The organism is Nocardia sp. NBC_01499 (assembly GCF_045040275.1).
Classification (GTDB): Bacteria; Actinomycetota; Actinomycetes; order Mycobacteriales; family Mycobacteriaceae; genus Nocardia.
The window spans coordinates 4,212,102-4,229,952 of record NZ_CP109426.1; the positions used below are offsets into that span (position 1 = coordinate 4,212,102).

A 17,851-nucleotide genomic window follows, 5' to 3' on the forward strand; every position below is an offset into this window, starting at 1 on the left:
CGCTCATGCCTGCACCTCGCTGGCGCTCGGCTCCGGCATAACCGCGTGGCGGCTGTGCCTTTGATTCATTCGCTGCGCTCACTCATGCCTGCACCTCGCTGGCGCTCGGCTCCGGCATAACCGCGTGGCGGCTGTGCCTTTGATTCATTCGCTGCGCTCACTCATGCCTGCACCTCGCTGGCGCTCGGCTCCGGCATAACCGCGTGGCGGCTGTGCCTTTGATTCATTCGCTGCGCTCACTCATGGGTATCAACCACCGGCGGCTCGATGCCGAGGTCGCGCAGGCTGTTTCGGTACAGCTCCACGTTGGCGAGCTTGATGTCCTCGTAGCCGCGCACGGTGTCGGCGAGGGCGGCGGCCGCGACCGCGCGGTCGTAGCCCGCCTCGTCGAGCGTGTCCGCGAGTGCCGTCACCATCTCGGTGTAGTGGGCGAGCAGGGCGCGCTCGACCCGGCGGACATGGGCGTAGCCGAAGAGATCGAACTTGGTGCCGCGCAACCGCTTTCCCTTGGCCAGAATCTTCAGGGAGATGTGCCCGCGCGGTCCGATGCCGATCTTCTTCTTGCGACCCAAGGCGCGCATGATCGGCGGGTGCAGCCGGTAGGTGAGGTTCACCCCTTCGGGCAGCTGACCCGCGACCTCGCCGAGGAAGGCCGGGTCGGTCAGCCGGCGGGCCACCTCGTACTCGTCCTTGTAGGCGGTGAACTTGTACAGGCCCCAGGCCACCTGCTCACTGAACTCGGTGCGCTCGGTGGTGCGCAGCTGCGCCTCCCAAATGTGTTGCACCGTCCGCACATAGCCGCGAGCGATGCGGACACCCTGGAAGCCGATCAGCTCCGCGGCGCGCAGTTCGACCAGCCGCCTGGTCTCACCCGTCGCGGTCAGGCCGTCGAAAAGATCTGCGGGAACCTTGGTTTCGGTGCGCTCGGCCTGCGGACGGCCGACAGCGGCGGCGAAGTCGTCCGGTCGGGCGACCGCGACCCGGCCCCAGCGGAACGCCGCGATATTGGCGTGCACGGCGACACCGTTGATCTCGATGGCCTCCTCGATCGACGCCGCGGGCAGGCGAAGGCCACCGAGCTGGTACGCGGCGCCGACCATCAGGAAGTTGGCGGCCGCGGTATTGCCGAACAGCACCTCGGCGGCGGCGAGTGCGTCGAAGGAACGCACCTCGCGCGACGCCTGCCCGAGCCTGGCAAGCAGCGCGGGCGTCTCCGGGTACTCGACGCCCTTGTCGTACACCATGTCCCCGGTCGCGGTCTTGCTGGTGGACGCGACCGACAGGGTGCTCGCCTGCGAGCCGTAGGCCAGGTTCTTGTTGTCGGTGGCGGTGAGCAGATCGAAGGCGACGATGCAGTCCGCCGAACCCGGGGTCAGCCGGTTCGCCGGCTCCAGTTCACCGCTGGCGAACCGCAGGTGCGAGACGACCGGTCCCGCCTTCTGGCTCAGGCCGATCTGGTCCAGGCTCGCCACCTCATAACCCGCGCGCAGCGCGGCGGTGGCCAGCACCTGGTTCACGGTGACGATGCCGGTGCCGCCGATGCCTGCGAGGAAGACGTTCTGCGTCGCCGTCAGCACGGGCTGCGGGAGATCGGGCAGCACCGGCGGCGCCGGACGCTGCATTACCTTGCGCTTCTTGGCTTTTGCCGGATCCGGCAGCTCCACCGTGACGAAGGACGGGCAGTCGCCGTCCAAGCAGGTGTAGTCGGTGTTGCAGGAGGTCTGGTCGATCCTGGTCTTGCGGCCGAACTCGGTGTCCACCGGCTGCACCGAAAGGCAGTTGCTCTTGACGCCGCAGTCACCGCAGCCCTCGCAGACCGCCTCGTTGATGACGACCCTGGTCCGGCGGACCGGCAGGGTGCCGCGCTTGCGCTGACGGCGCGCGTCGGCGGCGCAGTGCTGGTCGTAGATGAGGACGGTGACGCCGGGCACCTCGCGCAGGGCGCGCTGCGCCTCGTCGAGCCGATCGCGGTGCCACAGCCGGGTGCCGGGGGCGAGATCGCGCTTGCGGTACTTCTTCGGCTCGTCGGCGCAGATGATGATCTGCGCGACGCCCTCGGTGCTGAGCTTGTGCGTCAGCATCGGCACCGCGAGCGCGCCCTCGGCGTCCTGCGCTCCGGTCATCGCGACGACGTCGTTGTAGAGCAACTTGTAGGTGATGTTCACCCCCGCGGCGATGCACGCCTGCACGGCGAGCTGGCCGGAGTGGAAATACGTTCCGTCGCCGATGTTCTGGAACAGGTGCGGCACATCGGTGAACGGCGCCTGGCCGATCCACTGCGCGCCTTCGCCGCCCATCTGCGTCAGGCCGGTGACCTGACTGTCCTCGCGACCAGACATGGTCACCATGGTGTGGCAGCCGATGCCGCCACCGGCCAGCGAGCCCTCCGGCACCGCGGTGGAGCGGTTGTGCGGGCACCCGCTGCAGAAGTAGGCGGCGCGCTTGGCGGGCAGCACGGCCAGCGACAGTGGTTGCGGCAGCGGCCGTTTCATCTCGATGTAGCCGTGCATGGCGCGGCTCAGCGGCTTGGTGATGCGACCGGTGGTCAGTTCACTGTCCTGGCTGAACAGCGGGCGACCTGCGCTGTCGCGCTTGCCGATGATCTCCGGCGCGTCAGCCGTGCCGTACAGGATCTCGCGGATCTGGGTCTCGATGAACGCGGTCTTGTCCTCGACAACGACGAGGCGGTTCAGGCCCTTCGCGAATTGCTGAATACGTTCGGGCGCAATGGGAAACGGCATGCCGATGCGCAGCAGCCGGACGCCGGCGCGCATGAGTGCGTCGTCGTCGACACCGAGGTCGATCAGCGCCTGCCGGACGGCGTCGAAAGTGGTTCCGGTGGCGGCGATTCCGATGGTGGCGTGCGGCGGGTCGACCTCGATGACGTCGAGCTCGTTGAGCGTGCTGTACGCCTTGACCACATCCCAGCGCGGGCCGTACAGGTCCGCCTCGGCGATCACGCTGTCCGCCGGAGCCGCCATCGGCCGCTGCAGGTAGTTGAAGGGCCGTCCCTCCCACTGGATTTCAGGGACGATGATGTCGATATCACCCGCGTCGCCGTCGACCGACCACGCGCCGTCGGCGACATCGGCCACGATCTTCAGCGCGACAAGGCAACCCGAGGCGCGCGAGAGCGCGACACCGTGCAGGCCCATGGTGATGATCTCGCGAGCGTTGCGCGGGAACAGAACCGGGATGTTCATCGCGGCCAGCGAGCGTTCGCTCACCGCTGGCACCGTCGAGGACTTCGAGGCCGGATCGTCGCCGACCAGCAGCAGCACACCGCCGTTGGCGTTCGCGCCGTACATGTTCGCGTGCCGCAGCGTGTCGGTCGCGCGGTCGAGGCCGGGGCCCTTGCCGTACCAAATGCCCACGACACCATCGTGTGTGGCGGTGCCCTTGGGCAGATCGGCCTGGCTGCCCCACACCGAGGTCGCGGCCAACTCCTCGTTCAACCCGGGGACGAACGAAATATCGTGCTCGGCAAGCACGTTGGGCATCCCGCCCAGCATCTTGTCGACGCCGCCGAGCGGGCTGCCCTGATAGCCCGACACGAATGTGCCGACGCGCCGCCCGGCGCGCAGGTCACGCACGTGCTGTTCCACCAATTGACGCGCTATCGCTTGGACCCCGGTAAGGACAACGGTGCCAGCACCGACGCGGTAGCGGTCGGCAAGGTCATACGGCGCCGGAATCAGGTCGTGATCGGCGAGCTCGGTCATACATCCACCCGTCCGGTCAGCGCCGATCGGGCGCCGCCTTAGTTGAGCACTTGATGCCCTTTACCCTGCCCTCGAAGGGCGAAATGAACAACCTTTGTTCTACATATTGAGCATGTTGCCCAATTTCACTCCATGTGAATGGGCACACACCATGCACGATGTGAGGTTTACTGTGACCTCCACCACCGACCCGCGAATCGGGCTTGCGCCGAACCCACCCAGCAAACGGGACCCGGCCGAGGCAAACGTCGAGTGAAGACCCGCCCCATTCAGTGGACCCCCAAGCGGACCGAACGAATCGGACATCAAGAGCGGTTGGCTATGACACGCCGCTGGCGAGATTGACGGAGCAGTGATCTTGGTCAAACGCATAGGAAACGCGTTGTGAATTGTCCAATATGCCGGACCCGGTGGCGCGACGCCGCAGGCGCGACGCTACCTTCGCAACGGAGGGTGCCGCTGTCGCGGCCGATCGCAGTCGTTGAGCCGAAAGGTGGTGTGCCGGTCCGACCTTCGGTTCGACTGCGAGTTCTTGTCTGCCCGTCCGCGTAGCGATCGATGACGTTCGCTGCGATTTCCCCTGCAGTGGTGGTCCGTTCAAGTTGCCGAGGCATTGTCGGGTCGGTAATTCGGTAACGGCCGAGATTCGAAGGAAAACCGTGCACAGAGTTCCGTTCAGGATCGCGATCCTGGTGTTGAGCGTCGTCTCGGCAGGCCTGCTCGGCCTGCCCGCGAACGCCCAACCGCTCTATCCCACACCGGATCCGGATGTGTTCTACGCGGCACCCGCCGACCTGGCCGAGTTTCAGCCTGGCGACGTGGTGCGCACCCGCAGGATCGACACCGGTCCGTACATCGGCACCACCGGCTGGCAGATCGCGTTCCGGTCGACCAACTCGATGAACAACCCGGTCATGGGGATCACCACCGTCCTGATGCCGAACGGCGTCAAGAACCCGCCGCTCGTCTCCTACCAGGCGCTGATCAATTCCCTTGGCACCCAGTGCAACCCGTCGCGTTCGCTGTTCAACGGCGAACTACAGGACGCCGTCGGCGCCATGCTGCCGATCGGGCGCGGCTGGGCGGTCTCGCTGCCCGACTACCTCGGTCCGACCTCCGCCTACGGCGCGGCCAGGCTCAGCGGCATGATGACGCTGGACAGCGTCAAGGCCGTGCGCAAGGTTTCCGAACTCGGTCTCAGTGACGTACCGGTCGCGCTGGCCGGTTACTCCGGTGGCGGCATGGCCACCGCGTGGGCCGCCGCACTCCAGCCAACCTACGCGCCCGATCTGAAGATCACCGCGTCGGTCGCGGGCGGCATCCCCGCCGATCTCGAACAGATGGCGATGGCACTCGGCTTCGCACCGCACCCCGGTTTCGGGCTGGCGTTCGCCGCCGCGATGGGACTCGAACGCGAATACCCCGAGCGGCTTCCGGTGTCGGACCAGCTCAACGAAAACGGCCTGTGGTTCCGCGAATTCACCCATGACGCCTGCCGCCGGTTCCTGCTGTTCCACGGCGCGTTCCGCAACGCCGAGCAGATGGCCGCCTCGAAGAGCCTGATGGACAGCCCGGTCGCCCATCAGGTGCTGCGCGAGAACAGCTTGCGCTACTTCGACGGCGTGCCCACCGTCCCCACCTACATCTGGCAGGGCCGCTTCGACGAGATGACCTTCTTCCCGCCGGTAGCCGAGGTGGTCGACCGCTACTGCAAGGCGGGCGCCCGAGTCGAATTCCACCCCTACGAAATAGCGGAACACCTGACCACGGCCGCGGCGGGTTTCATCGACGCGTGGAACTACGTGGAGGCCCGCTTCCGCGGTGACCCGGCGCCAACCACCTGCTGACCCACACCAATGACGAGTGGCCCCGGAGTTCTGCTCCGGGGCCACTTTTCGTCTTCGCCGAGCCGATGGTGAGTCAGCTGATGGAGCGGACCTGGTCTTCGTATTCGGCGCGGGTCTTTTCGTCGGCGGGGTGCAGGGCGCGGTCGCCGTCGATCAGGCGGCGGAACAGGCGGACCGCGCGTTCGGGGGCGGCGGCCAGGGCTACGTCGATGGGGCCGAGGTAGTTGGGCACGGCTACCTCACCCCTGCGGGTGGCGACGGTGCGCAGGATGGCGGCGGCGACGTCTTCGGGGTCGACGGTCGGCATGCCGTGGCCGAGGGTGAGGCCGGCGGACAGGCGGGTGCGCACGGCCGACGGCAGCACACAGCTGACGCTGACGCCCCGCGGCGCGAATTCCAAACGCGTTGCGGCGGAAAGGCCTACGGCGGCGAACTTGCTCGCGTTGTAGACGGCGAGGCCGGCGATGGGAATCTTGCCTGCCAGCGAGGCCACGTTGATGATGTGGCCGTGGCCGCGCTCGATCATGCCCGGCGCGACGGCGCGCATGCCGTGGATGAGGCCCCAGACGTTGATGTCCATCGTGGCCTGGCCGACCACATCCGGCTCGTCGAGGAACGGGCCCGCCGGCATGACACCGGCATTGTTGACGAGGATGTCGACACGGCCGAGGTCGGCGATCACCTTGTCCCACTGGCCGCGTGAGCGCACGTCGAGCTCGTAGGACTTGGCACCTAGTGCGGCAGCGGCGGTTTCGGCGGCGACGGTGTCGACATCGGCGATCACCACCTCGGATCCCTTGGCCGCGAACAGTTCCGCGGTGGACTGACCGATACCACGGCCGGCACCGGTGATCAGGACGCGCGCGCCCTCCAGGTCGAAGTCGGGGTATCCGTGACCGAGGATTCTCATGCGAAGGCTCCTTGTTCGAGCGCACGGCGCGTGCTGCGCAGGCTGTGCTGGAAGGTGTCGAGGCGGCGGCGGCCGTCCATGAAGTTGGGTCCCATCACCGCGAGGTCATCGGCGGTGGCGTCGAGGCGAAGGACCTTGGTTCCGGTCGCGCGCAGCTTGGCGATCTCGGCATCGAGCTTGGCGCTCATGCGGTTTCGCAGCTGCCGTTCGAGAAAGTGACCGACGCCGGTCGCGGGGATCTTCCCGGTCGAGGCCATCGGGGCGAGCACGACGAGTTCGTCGAGCTTCGCCGGAATCAGCAGATCCACCGAGGCCGTCGAACCGGCGCCGCCGTCGATGAAGCGGCGCCCCGCGATGGGTACCGGCGGCAGCCAGCCGGGTACCGCCCACGACGCGCGCAAGGCCGCACCGAGCGGCGCGGTCGGGGCGTCGGGCGAGCCGAACGGAACCCGTTCTCCCGTCGCGTAATCCATGCTGACCAGCCAGGTGGCCGGGTGCGGCACCCAGGGGCGGCCGGGATTGAGCCGCTCGGCCAGCTGTTGCAACCAGCTCGCGTCGCCGCCGCCGACCGGCAACAGCCCACTGCCCGCGGTGAGTAGCGCCTGCCCGGAATCGGTGCGGCGCAGGGGAAGTCGAACCGAACCCAACCGGGGGCGCGGAAGGGGCGGAAGACGCCCGGGACCTGAGCGCATGTGCGCCAACAGAATCGGATTCGTGGACGTGCCGTCCTGCATGGCGGATAGGTCGTCCACCGAGAGGCCGCTGCCGAGCATGGTCACGTACTCCGCGCCCGCCGACGTCCCGATCAGCACATCGGCCTCGCGCGGATCCCAGTCCAGCACGTCCCGAACGGCGGCCAGCGCCGCGACGATCCACGCGGCACCGAGCGTGCCACCACAACCGATGGCCAGGCCGCGTCGCTGCGACCCGTTGTTGTTACCCATGGTTCCAAACACTAGCAGAATTCAAATACCAGTGGTATCCGAAATCTTACGGTACGTAGAATCACGGCATGGCACGTCTGACCCGGTCCGAGAGCCAGGCACGCACCCGCGCTGACCTGATCGCCACGGCACGCGACCTCTTCCTGTCCGACGGCTACGCGAGCACCAGTTTGGAGCGGGTCGCCGAGGAGGCCGGCTACTCCAAGGGCGCCGTCTACTCGAATTTCCGCACCAAGAAAGAGCTCGGCCTCGAGGTGATCGAGCTCATCCACGCGACCAAGTTCGACGAGGTCACCGATCTGCTCGCGGCGGGTGACAGCTTCGAGGAGCAGCTAGAGCGGTTTCAGGCGTGGGCCGAGCGGACCGTCGGCGATGTCGGCTGGACCATGCTCGAATTCGAGTTCGCCACCGTCTCCCGCGACGATCCCGCATTGCGGGCGGCGCTGGTGTCCAGCTTGAGTGTGGTGCGCGGCGCGGTGGCCGCGCAGGTGCAGACGCTGGCCGACACGATGGGGATCGAGCTGCCGGTGCCCGCCGAGGACGCGGCGACGGGAATCCTGAGCATGGGCATCGGCTTGGGCATGCAGCGCGCCATCGACCCGTCGATCCCGGCCCGGCTGATCACCGACGCCGTCCGGTTGCTTGTCACCCTCGGCACGGGACCACTCGCCGCGAAAAGCACCGTCACGCCGTGAAGTGCAGGGTCCATTCGCCGCGGTAGTGCAGTCGGGTGACGCTGCCCGGTGGAATGTCGATCCGCCAGAACGATTTCGGCGGCGCGTCCAGGGTCACCAGCAGGGCCGCGCGGATGACGGCGGGGTGGGTGACGGCGATGGTCGACTTGCCCTCCGACGCGATCTCGGCCATCCAGTACCTGGTCCGCTCGATCACATCCACCACGGATTCGCCGCCGTGGCCGCGGAACATCGGGTCGGTGAGCCACGCGTAGAGCTCGTCCTGTGGCACCGACATCAGCGCACCGCCACGCCACGCGCCCGCGTCGAGATCACGTAGTCGAGTGTCCTCATCGCCGGGCAGCCCCAACAGCGCCGCCGTCTCGACCGTCCGTCGCTCGGGTCCGGTGAGCACCCTCGGCGCGGCGAGCGGCGTGCAGCCGGAGATGGCCCGGCGGCCTGCCTCGGTCAGCGATTCGTCGACTGGAAAACGTGCTTTGCGCATCGCCTCAGTCATGCCATGGCTGACCAGGTCGAGTCTGAGCACCTTTTGCACGACCGAAGCGTACGACTATGCGCATATGGCTGGTCCGCCACTCCAGGAATTCGGGCCAGATCGAGCTTGTCGGCGACGCCGACTCGGTTGTCGGTGCCTCGGTGCACACTGATCCCATGGCTCAGTTCTCCCCCGCTACTCAGGAGTGGTTCGACGGTGCGTTCCCGGCGCCGACCGCCGCTCAGCTGGGGGCATGGGAGGCGATCGCGGCGGGCGAGCACACGCTGGTGATCGCGCCGACCGGGTCGGGTAAGACCTTGTCGGCGTTCCTGTGGGCGATCGATCAGCTGGCCACCCGCGAGAAAGCCCTGGAGAAGGCCGGGACGTCGGTGCTGTATGTGTCGCCGCTGAAGGCGCTCGCGGTGGACGTGGAGCGCAATCTGCGGGCGCCGCTGGTCGGTGTGACACAGACCGCCAAGCGGCTCGGGCTGGATCCGCCCGCGATCACGGTCGGGGTCCGTTCCGGCGATACCAGCGCGGCCGATCGCCGATCCATGCAGCGCACGCCGCCGGACATTCTGATCACCACACCCGAGTCGCTGTTCCTCATGCTCACCTCCGCCGCGAAAGAGACGCTGCGGAACGTGCGCACGGTGATCGTGGACGAAGTTCACGCGATCGCCGGTTCGAAGCGTGGTGCGCATCTGGCGCTGTCTTTGGCCCGCCTCGATCTACTCACAGAGCGGCCCGCGCAGCGGATCGGATTGTCGGCGACGGTGCGGCCGCCGGACGAGGTCGGGCGGTTCCTGGTCGGCAACGCGCCGATCACCATCGTCTCGCCGCCCGCGCCGAAGACCTTCGACCTGTCCGTCCGGGTGCCGGTGGCGGACATGACCGAACCCGGTGAGTCCGATCAGCCCGGCTCGATCTGGCCGCACGTGGACGAGGCCATCGTGGACCTGGTGCTTGAACACCGGTCCTCGATCGTGTTCGCGAATTCGCGGCGGCTGGCCGAGCGGCTTACCGCGCGGCTCAACGAAACCTATGCGGCACGGCTCGGCGAACCGGTGGCGACCGAGCACAAACCCCCCGCGCAGTTAGGCGCGTCGACGGAAGTGATCCACGGTGCGGGCCCGCTGCTCGCCAGGGCGCACCACGGCTCGGTGAGCAAGGAGCAGCGCGCGCTCATCGAGGACGACCTGAAGAGCGGGCGGCTGCGCTGTGTCGTCGCGACCAGCAGTCTCGAGCTCGGCATCGATATGGGCGCGGTCGATCTGGTGGTGCAGGTGGAGGCGCCGCCCTCGGTGGCGAGCGGGCTGCAGCGGATCGGGCGGGCCGGGCATCAGGTCGGCGAGATCTCGCGCGGGGTGCTGTTCCCGAAGCACCGCACCGATGTCATCCACTGCGCGGTGGCCTCGCAGCGGATGACCGCCGGACAGATCGAGGCGATCCAGATTCCGGCGCATCCGCTCGACATCCTGGCCCAGCAGACCGTTGCCGCGTGCGCGCTCGAATCGATCGACGTCGACGCCTGGTTCGACATCGTGCGCGGCACCGGAAGTTACGCGGCGCTGCCGCGCTCGGCCTACGAGTCGGTGCTCGACCTGTTGGCCGGGCGGTATCCGTCGGACGAGTTCGCCGAGTTGCGGCCGCGACTGGTGTGGGATCGGGACGCGGGCACGCTCACCGGCCGCCCCGGCGCGCAGCGGCTCGCGGTGACCTCGGGCGGCGCCATCCCGGATCGGGGCTTGTTCGCGGTCTACATGGTCGGCGAAAAGGCTTCGCGGGTAGGCGAACTCGATGAGGAGATGGTCTACGAATCGCGGGTCGGTGACGTGTTCGCGCTCGGCGCGACGAGCTGGCGGATCGAGGAGATCACCTTCGATCGGGTACTGGTGACGCCCGCGTTCGGGCAACCGGGACGGTTACCCTTCTGGCACGGCGACGGATTGGGGCGTCCAGCCGAACTCGGCGGGGCGCTTGGCGAATTCGTGCGGAAGGTCGGCCAGCACCCGGAGAACCTGGAAAAGCTCACCGCGGCAGCCGGTTTGGACGCCTTCGCGACCGCGAACCTCGGCACCCTGCTGGACGAGCAGCGGACCGCGACCGGGCATCTGCCCACCGATAAGACGCTGGTGGTGGAGCGGTTCCGGGATGAACTCGGCGACTGGCGGCTGGTGCTGCACTCGCCGTACGGGCTGCCGGTGCACGCGCCATGGGCGCTGGCGATCGGGGCGCGACTGCGCGAACGATTCGGCGTGGACGCCGCGCCGAATGCCTCCGACGACGGCATCGTGGTGCGGCTACCCGACACCACCGACGATCCGCCAGGCGCGGAGCTGTTCGTCTTCGAACCCGACGAGATCGATGACATCGTCACCGAACAGGTCGGCGGTTCCTCGCTTTTCGCGTCCCGCTTCCGCGAGTGCGCCGCGCGGGCACTGCTGCTGCCGCGGCGTGATCCTGGCAAGCGCGCCCCGCTGTGGCAGCAGCGGCAACGGTCGGCGCAGCTGCTCGATGTGGCGCGCAAGTTCCCCGACTTCCCGATCCTGCTGGAGACGGTGCGCGAATGTTTGCGTGACGTCTACGATCTGCCGTCGCTGCGCGAGCTGCTCGGCCGGGTGGCGCGCCGCCAGCTGCGCCTGGTCGAGGTGGAGACCGCGACACCATCGCCGTTCGCGAACGCCCTGCTGTTCGACTACATCGGGCAGTTCATGTACGACGGCGACAGCCCGCTTGCCGAACGCCGCGCGGCCGCACTGTCGCTCGACTCGGGCCTGCTCGCCGAGCTACTGGGGCGGGTAGAACTGCGCGAGCTGCTCGACGCCTCGGTGCTCGAGCAGACCGAGCGGGAACTGCAGCGGCTCACCCCGGAACGCCACGCCCGCGACACCGAAGGGCTCGCCGATCTGCTGCGCCTGCTCGGGCCGCTCACCGCCGCCGAGGCCGCCGAACGCTGCGTCGACGATCCGACCGAGTGGTTTGCCGAGCTGGTGAAATCGCGCCGGGCCCTGGAGGTTTCGTTCGCGGGTCGCAGCTGGTGGGTGCCGGTGGAGGACGCGTCCCGGCTGCGCGACGCGCTCGGCGTGCCGCTGCCGATCGGCACGCCCGCGGCATTCATCGAGCCGGTCGCCGATCCACTCGGCGATCTGGTCGGCCGGTTCGCCCGCACGCACGGTCCGTTCAGCACCGAGGCGGTGGCCGCGCGCTTCGGCCTCGGCACGGCCGTCGTTGCCACCGCACTGCACCGGCTCATCACCGAAAAGCGGGTCGTGGAAGGCGAATTCACGCCGGGAACGGCTGGCTCGGAATGGTGCGACGCGCAGGTGCTTCGCCGGCTGCGCCGCCGCTCGCTTGCCGCCGCAAGGCACGAGGTCGAGCCGGTGTCGACGGCCACCCTCGGCCGCTTCCTGCCCGCCTGGCAACACATCGGGACCGGCGAACTCCGCGGCGTCGACGGCGTCGCGGCCGTCGTGGAACAGCTTGCCGGCGTGCCGATCCCGGCCTCGGCCCTGGAGTCGCTCATCCTGCCCGCCCGGGTCCGCGACTACTCCCCCGCCATGCTCGACGAACTGATGGCCACCGGCGAGGTCATCTGGTCCGGCCACGGATCGATTACCGCAAAGGACGGCTGGGTCGCGCTACACCTCACCGACCAGGCCCCCTTCACCCTGGCCCCGCCCGACGACATCGAACTGTCCGAGGTGCAGCTGCGTCTGCTCACCGCTCTTGGCGCATCCCTCGCGCCGTGGACGCCTGCGGCCGTGGCACCGGAACCGATATCGCTCGACCCGCCGATATCAGGGTCCCCCGCGCCAGAAGGCACCGGCGATAGCAGCGCGAAAGCGGGCGGGCGTAAGTCTGCTCCGAACCCGAGGCTCGCGCCGGTGCCGCACGGCGGAGGCGCGTACTTCTTCCGGCAGCTCTCCGATGCGACCGGGTTGCTCGATGACCCGCAGGTGGCGGCGGCGCTGTGGGAATTGGTGTGGGCCGGAATGGTTTCCGGCGATACGTTCGCGCCGGTGCGGGCCATGCTTTCGGGTACCACACGGACCACGACCGCCCATCGGACGCCGCGCCGGGCACCGCGCGGGCGGGCTTATCTGCCGCGCCCGAGCATGCCGACCCGGTCCGGCCCGCCAGCGGTGGCCGGACGCTGGTCGCTGCTGCCGGAACGGGTGTCGGACAACACCGTTCGGGCGCACGCGACGGCGGACCTGCTGCTGGAACGGTATGGCGTGCTGACGCGTGGGTCGGTGCAGAGCGAGGGCGTGCCGGGCGGTTTCGCGCTGATGTATCGCGTGCTCACCGAGTTCGAGGACCGGGGGCGTTGTCGCCGTGGGTATTTCATCGACTCGCTCGGTGGCGCCCAGTTCTCCACCACCGATGTGGTCGATCGACTGCGGTCGTTCGACACCGAGCGCAGCCGTCCCGGCGACACCAGACCGCAAAGCGGGAAAGCACTCGCCTTGGCGGCCTGCGATCCGGCCAATCCCTACGGCGCCGCGCTCAGCTGGCCGAAAGGCGATGGTGACAGCGGACATCGCCCCGGGCGCAAGGCCGGTGCACTCGTCGTTCTCGTCGATGGCGACCTGGTGCTCTACCTAGAACGCGGCGGCAAGACCCTGCTCACCTTCACCGAGGACCCCAACGCCCGCCAGTCCGCCGCTCAGGCCCTGGCCGATCTGGTGCACAACCGCCGCGTCGACTCCCTCGTCATCGACCGCGTCGACGGCGAAACCGTGCACGGCAACACCTTCGCGGGCTTCCTCACCGAGGCGGGCTTCGCCACCACCCCCCGCGGCCTGCGCCTCCGGACCCGCCCATGACCACCGCGAACGGGACATCACGGCGACAAACGTCGAGTGGTCGCGCCATCATGTCCCGTTCGGCGAACCTCGGGATGCGGTATGCCCGAGGGTGACACCGTGTTCCTGACGGCGGCGCGGTTGCGTGCGGCGCTGGTGGGGAAGACGTTGACCGGCAGTGACTTCCGGGTGCCGCGGTATGCGACGGTCGATCTGCGGGACCAGGTGGTGGAGAGCGTCGGCAGCTACGGCAAGCATCTGTTCATTCGGACACCGACGGTCAGCATCCACACCCATCTCAAGATGGAGGGCACGTGGCGGATCTTCCACTGCGGGCAGCGCTGGACCAAGCCGCGGGTAACGGCCCGGCTGGTGCTGCGCACGGATGAGGTCGAGGCCGTGGGGTTTTCCCTCGGCAAGGTGGAAGTGCTGCGGCTCGCCGACGAACACACGGTCATCGATCACCTCGGACCGGACCTGCTCGGGCCGGAGTGGGATGTGGCCGAGGCGGTTCGGCGACTGGAGCGATATCCGGAGCAGCCGATCGGGATGGCGCTGCTCGATCAGCGGAACCTGGCCGGTATCGGCAATATCTATCGGAGCGAGGTCTGCTTCCTGCGCCGCGTCCACCCGGCCACCCCGGTCGCCGAGGTACCCGACCTGTTCGCGCTGGTGAACGAGGCACAGCGCATCCTGACGGAGTCGGTGCGGAAACCACCGCGACGCGAACTCATTTATGGCCGCACCCGCCGCCCCTGCCAGCGCTGCGGCACACCCATCGCGTCCCAGCTCCTCGGCGATCCCGCACCCGCGTCGGACCGCATCGCCTACCGCGAACGCGGTATCTATTTCTGCCCGCGCTGCCAGCCGCTCCCCGCCTAGTCCGGTTCCAGACCGCACAAGTCCACTCGAGAAAGTCCGGCACCGGACCAAGCCCATTGGTTCGCCGCACCGAATCAACTGTGCAATCGGCCCAACCGCTCGGCGTGCCCACCGGCTATTACTCATCGACCACTGTAATTTGCCACTCAGTTGCTAATGATCGGCGCGCGCGGCACGACTACATCCGTGGCAGTCACGACACAGCACAGGAGCAGGCCATGACGACGGTATCGAGTTCGGGCAGACGACCGCTCCTCGCGATCGCCAGCCGCCTCTTCTTCGCCGCGCTGGCCACCATGGCCACCGTGCTCTTCAGTTACCTTCTGCTCCATCCGAATTCGAACGCCGACACGACGCGGGCACCGCACCCGGCGATCTCCTCGGTATCGCCGCGCCCTTGACGAAGTGATCCCTCCCACTTAACTTACGACATGTAAGTTAAGTGGGAGGCGCAGTATGAGTGATCCGCGGCAGTACGTGGTCATCGGCGGCGGACTGGCCGGCCTCGCGGCCGCGGTCTGGCTGGCCCAAGCGGGTAAGACGGTCACCCTGCTCGAACGTCGCGGCCGACTCGGCGGGCGCACGCACGCCATGAAGGTCGACGTGGTCGATGACCTGCCCGACAACGGCCAGCACGTGATCGCCAGCGGCTACGACCACCTGTTCCGGTATCTCACCAGCGTCGGCACCCGGCAGTACGTCGCGTTCCCGAACCACGCGACGCTGCGCTGGCCCGACGGTCGCAGCGTCACCATGAGCACGAAGGGTTTCGGCGCGCTGCGCACCCTGTCCGGCGCCCACCCCGACGCCAGCGTGCTCGAACGGATCCGCGCCACCGTCGCCACCCTCCGGCTCGGCTGGCAATGCCTGCACCAGCCGGCCGACCTGCCCGATCTGACCACCGAGCAGTGGTTCAACCGCGTCGGCATGCCCGCGAAAGCCCGTGAGGCACTGTGGGATTGGCTCGCCCTCGGCGTCGCCGCCGAACCGGTGCAGCAGGAGTCGGCGAAGGTACTCGCCGACGTCATGGCCACCGGCATCCGCCTCGGCATCAAACACCGGCGGCCCGCGACCATCGGCTACCCCACCACCGACCTGGACACGCTCTACGTCGCCGGAGCGCTGAAAGTCTTTGCACGACACGGGGTCACGGTGCGCCATCGCGCGGTGGCCCGCCGGATCAACATCCGCAACGGCCGGGTCACCGGGGTGGCGCTGGCCGACGGCACCACCGTCCCCGCGGACGCGGTGGTGTGCGCCGTGCCCAACTCCAATATCAACGGCCTGCTCGACGACCTGCCCGAGCATACCGAAATCTACGCCGCCGCAGACAAATTGGGTTACACCCCGATTGTCAGCACCAACCTCTACCTGGACCGCCCGCTTGGCACGACGGCCGAATTCGAGGCGCTGATCGGCGGCACCGGCGTGATCGACGAGGTCTTCGATCGGCAGCGGATGACCGGCCGCGGCACCGACCAGGCCTGGCTGTACTGCCTGACCACCAGCGGCGCCTACGCACAGATCCACAAGACCAACGAGGAGATCGTGGCCGAGCAGCTCGACCTGCTTCGCCGCTACTACCCGGCCGCCAAGGCGGCGAAAGTGATTCAGGGACACGTTGTCCGGATGCCGAAGGCGACGTTCTCGCAGGTGGTCGGCACGCACGCGCTGCGGCCCGAGCAGCGAACCTCGGTGCCGACGCTGGTGCTCGCGGGCGACTGGACCGCCACCGACTGGTCGGCGACCATGGAAAGCGCAGTACAGAGCGCGGCCAGGGCGGTCGATCTGCTGCTTGCGCTACCGTCGGTGCGGTGAGCACGGAGCGCGCCGCGTCCGAGTACGTTGCCCAACCCTTGCCGGACAAGCCGCTGACCCCCGAGTCCTCGGCCGACCAGCCGACGCCGAAGCGCCGGATGTCGGCGGCGGACCGGCGGGCCCAGCTGCTCGACGTCGCGCGCGACATCGTGGCCGCCGACGGCTTCGGCGCGGTCAGCATCGACCGGGTGGCGCGCGAGTCCCAGGTGGCCCGCGCCCTGGTGTATCAGCAGTTCACCGATCTGTCCGGCCTGATGACCGCGCTGCTCGACCGCGAGTCGGCGATCGCGCTGGCCGGGGTCAGCAGCGTCGACTGGTCCGACACCGTCGAGGTGGACCAGGTCGGTCGCGGCATCCTCGCCTATCTGCACGCGGCGCCGACCAGTTGGCGGATCATCCTCAGCCCGCCCGACGGCGGCCCGCCCGACCTGCGCGACCGGCTCGACATGGGCCGGGCCTACGCGCGGGCGATCGGCGCGCGACACCTGTCCCGCTACGCGGGCGTCACTGTCGACCCGAATGGCCCGACCGAACGAATCCTGCTCGCCGCGATGGAGGAACTGGCCAGGCTGCATCTCACCGATCCGGAGCGATACCCGGACGAGATGGTGCTGCGCTACCTGCGCTCACTCGTCGGCTGGGCGATACGACTGGAAGCGCCCCGTTGACCTGCGGCATCGTCCGCCATCACGAAAATCTCACGGACAGTTCGGTTTTCTGTTCTCCAGGCGCGGCTCCCGCGCCGGGGAGAGAGGAAACATTATGAAGATCAGCACCCTGCTCGCGGCCGTCGCGCTCTCGGCTGGCCTCGTCGCCGGAGGGTCGGCGGTGGCCAACGCGGAGACGATCTACGTCGGCACCTACGGCACCGAGGCGGCCTGCCGGGCGGACGGCTCGAACGCCCCCGCGCACCCGGACTGGAAGTGGTGGGAGTGCCAGCAGACCCCCACGGGCGAGTGGGACCTGTACTACTCCAGTAACTGATTCCGCGGCCTTGGTGGTCCGGCAAGGGGTCGGACCACCAAGACTCCCGCAAGGCACAAGTCTGAAATGCCCTATTCTCTGACCTCGTGCGTGTGCTGGTGGTCGAGGACGATGAAGGTCTTGGTATCGAAGTGGCCGCCGGGCTGCGCTCGGCGGGATTTGCCGTCGACCTCGCACACCACCTCGCCGACGCCGACCTGAAAATCGCCGTCAACACCTACGACGTCCTCGTCGTCGACCGCGGCCTGCCCGACGGCGATGGCCTGCACCTGGTCGCCGCGCAACGCGCCGCAGGCCAGCGGGTGCCGGTGCTGATGCTCACCGCCCGCGACGGATTGGCCGACCGCATCGCCGGTTTCGAACACGGCGCAGACGACTACCTCGTCAAGCCGTTCGCGCTGCCCGAACTCGCGGCCAGGGTGCGCGCGCTGAGCCGCCGCCGCGAACATCCGGCGCCCGCCCGCCTCGTGCTCGGCGATATCGACATCGACCTGCCGCGCCGCCGCGTCCAGCGCGCTGGCATCCTGCGCTCGCTGACCCCGAAGGAATTCGCCGTGCTCGAACTGCTCGCTACCCGCGCGGGCAGCGTGGTCTCGCGCAGCGAGCTCATCGAGTGCTGCTGGGACGAGATGGCCGAGCCCGCCTCGAATGTGGTCGACGCCGTGATCGCCCAGCTGCGCCGCAAACTCGGGCCGCCGCAGGTGATCGAGACCGTTCGCGGCACCGGCTTCATGATCGGAAGTGCCCCATCCGCACGCTGAGTTCC

13 protein-coding genes are annotated in these 17,851 nt (G+C 68.4%); 9 read left to right on the plus strand and 4 right to left on the minus strand.

Annotated elements, in window-relative coordinates; translation table 11 throughout:
- Positions 1 to 236 precede the first annotated feature (236 nt).
- Positions 237 to 3,722, minus strand: coding sequence for an indolepyruvate ferredoxin oxidoreductase family protein (locus OG203_RS19460; protein ID WP_405167066.1), 3,486 nt, complete (start codon positions 3,720 to 3,722; stop codon positions 237 to 239).
- Positions 3,723 to 4,414: 692 nt separating this feature from the next.
- Here OG203_RS19460 and OG203_RS19465 point away from each other — a divergent pair.
- A complete protein-coding gene (locus OG203_RS19465; RefSeq protein WP_405167919.1) occupies positions 4,415 to 5,569 on the plus strand; it encodes a lipase family protein in 1,155 nt (384 codons plus the stop codon).
- A gap of 73 nt (positions 5,570 to 5,642) precedes the next feature.
- Here the strand turns inward: OG203_RS19465 and OG203_RS19470 are convergent, their stop codons facing one another.
- Both OG203_RS19470 and OG203_RS19475 read right to left on the minus strand, forming a co-directional pair.
- Positions 5,643 to 6,479: an SDR family oxidoreductase gene (locus OG203_RS19470; protein WP_405167067.1), complete on the minus strand. Its 837-nt coding sequence runs from the start codon at positions 6,477 to 6,479 to the stop codon at positions 5,643 to 5,645.
- The gene (locus tag OG203_RS19475; protein WP_405167068.1) at positions 6,476 to 7,423 is read right to left on the minus strand and encodes a patatin-like phospholipase family protein; all 948 of its coding nucleotides are present in this window, start codon (positions 7,421 to 7,423) and stop codon (positions 6,476 to 6,478) included. Before OG203_RS19475 ends, OG203_RS19470 begins: the two co-directional genes overlap by 4 nt.
- A gap of 68 nt (positions 7,424 to 7,491) precedes the next feature.
- Here OG203_RS19475 and OG203_RS19480 point away from each other — a divergent pair, with 68 nt between their 5' ends.
- Complete coding sequence (locus OG203_RS19480; protein ID WP_405167069.1) at positions 7,492 to 8,118, plus strand: TetR/AcrR family transcriptional regulator; 627 nt, start codon at positions 7,492 to 7,494, stop codon at positions 8,116 to 8,118.
- Here the strand turns inward: OG203_RS19480 and OG203_RS19485 are convergent.
- The gene (locus OG203_RS19485) at positions 8,108 to 8,653 is read right to left on the minus strand and encodes a histidine phosphatase family protein (RefSeq protein ID WP_150404323.1); all 546 of its coding nucleotides are present in this window, start codon (positions 8,651 to 8,653) and stop codon (positions 8,108 to 8,110) included. The genes OG203_RS19480 and OG203_RS19485 overlap by 11 nt on opposite strands.
- A 116-nt stretch (positions 8,654 to 8,769) precedes the next feature.
- Here OG203_RS19485 and OG203_RS19490 point away from each other — a divergent pair, with 116 nt between their 5' ends.
- The 7 genes from OG203_RS19490 (at position 8,770) to OG203_RS19520 (ending at position 17,846) form a co-directional block, all read left to right on the plus strand.
- On the plus strand, positions 8,770 to 13,422 hold the full coding sequence (locus OG203_RS19490) for an ATP-dependent helicase (protein ID WP_405167920.1): 4,653 nt from the start codon (positions 8,770 to 8,772) through the stop codon (positions 13,420 to 13,422).
- A gap of 81 nt (positions 13,423 to 13,503) precedes the next feature.
- Positions 13,504 to 14,283: a DNA-formamidopyrimidine glycosylase family protein gene (locus OG203_RS19495; protein ID WP_405167070.1), complete on the plus strand. Its 780-nt coding sequence runs from the start codon at positions 13,504 to 13,506 to the stop codon at positions 14,281 to 14,283.
- A 218-nt stretch (positions 14,284 to 14,501) separates the two neighbouring features.
- Complete coding sequence (locus tag OG203_RS19500) at positions 14,502 to 14,684, plus strand: hypothetical protein (protein WP_405167071.1); 183 nt, start codon at positions 14,502 to 14,504, stop codon at positions 14,682 to 14,684.
- 55 nt (positions 14,685 to 14,739) lie between these two features.
- A complete protein-coding gene (gene hpnE / locus OG203_RS19505; protein WP_405167072.1) occupies positions 14,740 to 16,101 on the plus strand; it encodes a hydroxysqualene dehydroxylase HpnE in 1,362 nt (453 codons plus the stop codon).
- A 98-nt stretch (positions 16,102 to 16,199) separates the two neighbouring features.
- A complete protein-coding gene (locus OG203_RS19510) occupies positions 16,200 to 16,769 on the plus strand; it encodes a TetR/AcrR family transcriptional regulator (protein ID WP_405167921.1) in 570 nt (189 codons plus the stop codon).
- Positions 16,770 to 16,863: 94 nt separating this feature from the next.
- On the plus strand, positions 16,864 to 17,085 hold the full coding sequence (locus OG203_RS19515) for a hypothetical protein (RefSeq protein ID WP_405167073.1): 222 nt from the start codon (positions 16,864 to 16,866) through the stop codon (positions 17,083 to 17,085).
- Positions 17,086 to 17,171: 86 nt separating this feature from the next.
- On the plus strand, positions 17,172 to 17,846 hold the full coding sequence (locus tag OG203_RS19520) for a winged helix-turn-helix domain-containing protein (protein WP_405167074.1): 675 nt from the start codon (positions 17,172 to 17,174) through the stop codon (positions 17,844 to 17,846).
- Positions 17,847 to 17,851 lie beyond the last annotated feature (5 nt).

What these genes read in the sequence shown, in the direction of transcription:
- OG203_RS19460 (WP_405167066.1), bottom strand. Translation starts at nt 3,722, where the DNA reads ATGACCGAGCTCGCCGATCACGACCTGATTCCGGCGCCGTATGACCTT.
- OG203_RS19470 (WP_405167067.1), bottom strand. Translation starts at nt 6,479, where the DNA reads ATGAGAATCCTCGGTCACGGATACCCCGACTTCGACCTGGAGGGCGCG.
- OG203_RS19475 (WP_405167068.1), bottom strand. Translation starts at nt 7,423, where the DNA reads ATGGGTAACAACAACGGGTCGCAGCGACGCGGCCTGGCCATCGGTTGT.
- OG203_RS19480 (WP_405167069.1), top strand. Translation starts at nt 7,492, where the DNA reads ATGGCACGTCTGACCCGGTCCGAGAGCCAGGCACGCACCCGCGCTGAC.
- OG203_RS19490 (WP_405167920.1), top strand. Translation starts at nt 8,770, where the DNA reads ATGGCTCAGTTCTCCCCCGCTACTCAGGAGTGGTTCGACGGTGCGTTC.
- OG203_RS19495 (WP_405167070.1), top strand. Translation starts at nt 13,504, where the DNA reads ATGCCCGAGGGTGACACCGTGTTCCTGACGGCGGCGCGGTTGCGTGCG.
- OG203_RS19500 (WP_405167071.1), top strand. Translation starts at nt 14,502, where the DNA reads ATGACGACGGTATCGAGTTCGGGCAGACGACCGCTCCTCGCGATCGCC.
- hpnE (WP_405167072.1), top strand. Translation starts at nt 14,740, where the DNA reads ATGAGTGATCCGCGGCAGTACGTGGTCATCGGCGGCGGACTGGCCGGC.
- OG203_RS19510 (WP_405167921.1), top strand. Translation starts at nt 16,200, where the DNA reads ATGTCGGCGGCGGACCGGCGGGCCCAGCTGCTCGACGTCGCGCGCGAC.
- OG203_RS19515 (WP_405167073.1), top strand. Translation starts at nt 16,864, where the DNA reads ATGAAGATCAGCACCCTGCTCGCGGCCGTCGCGCTCTCGGCTGGCCTC.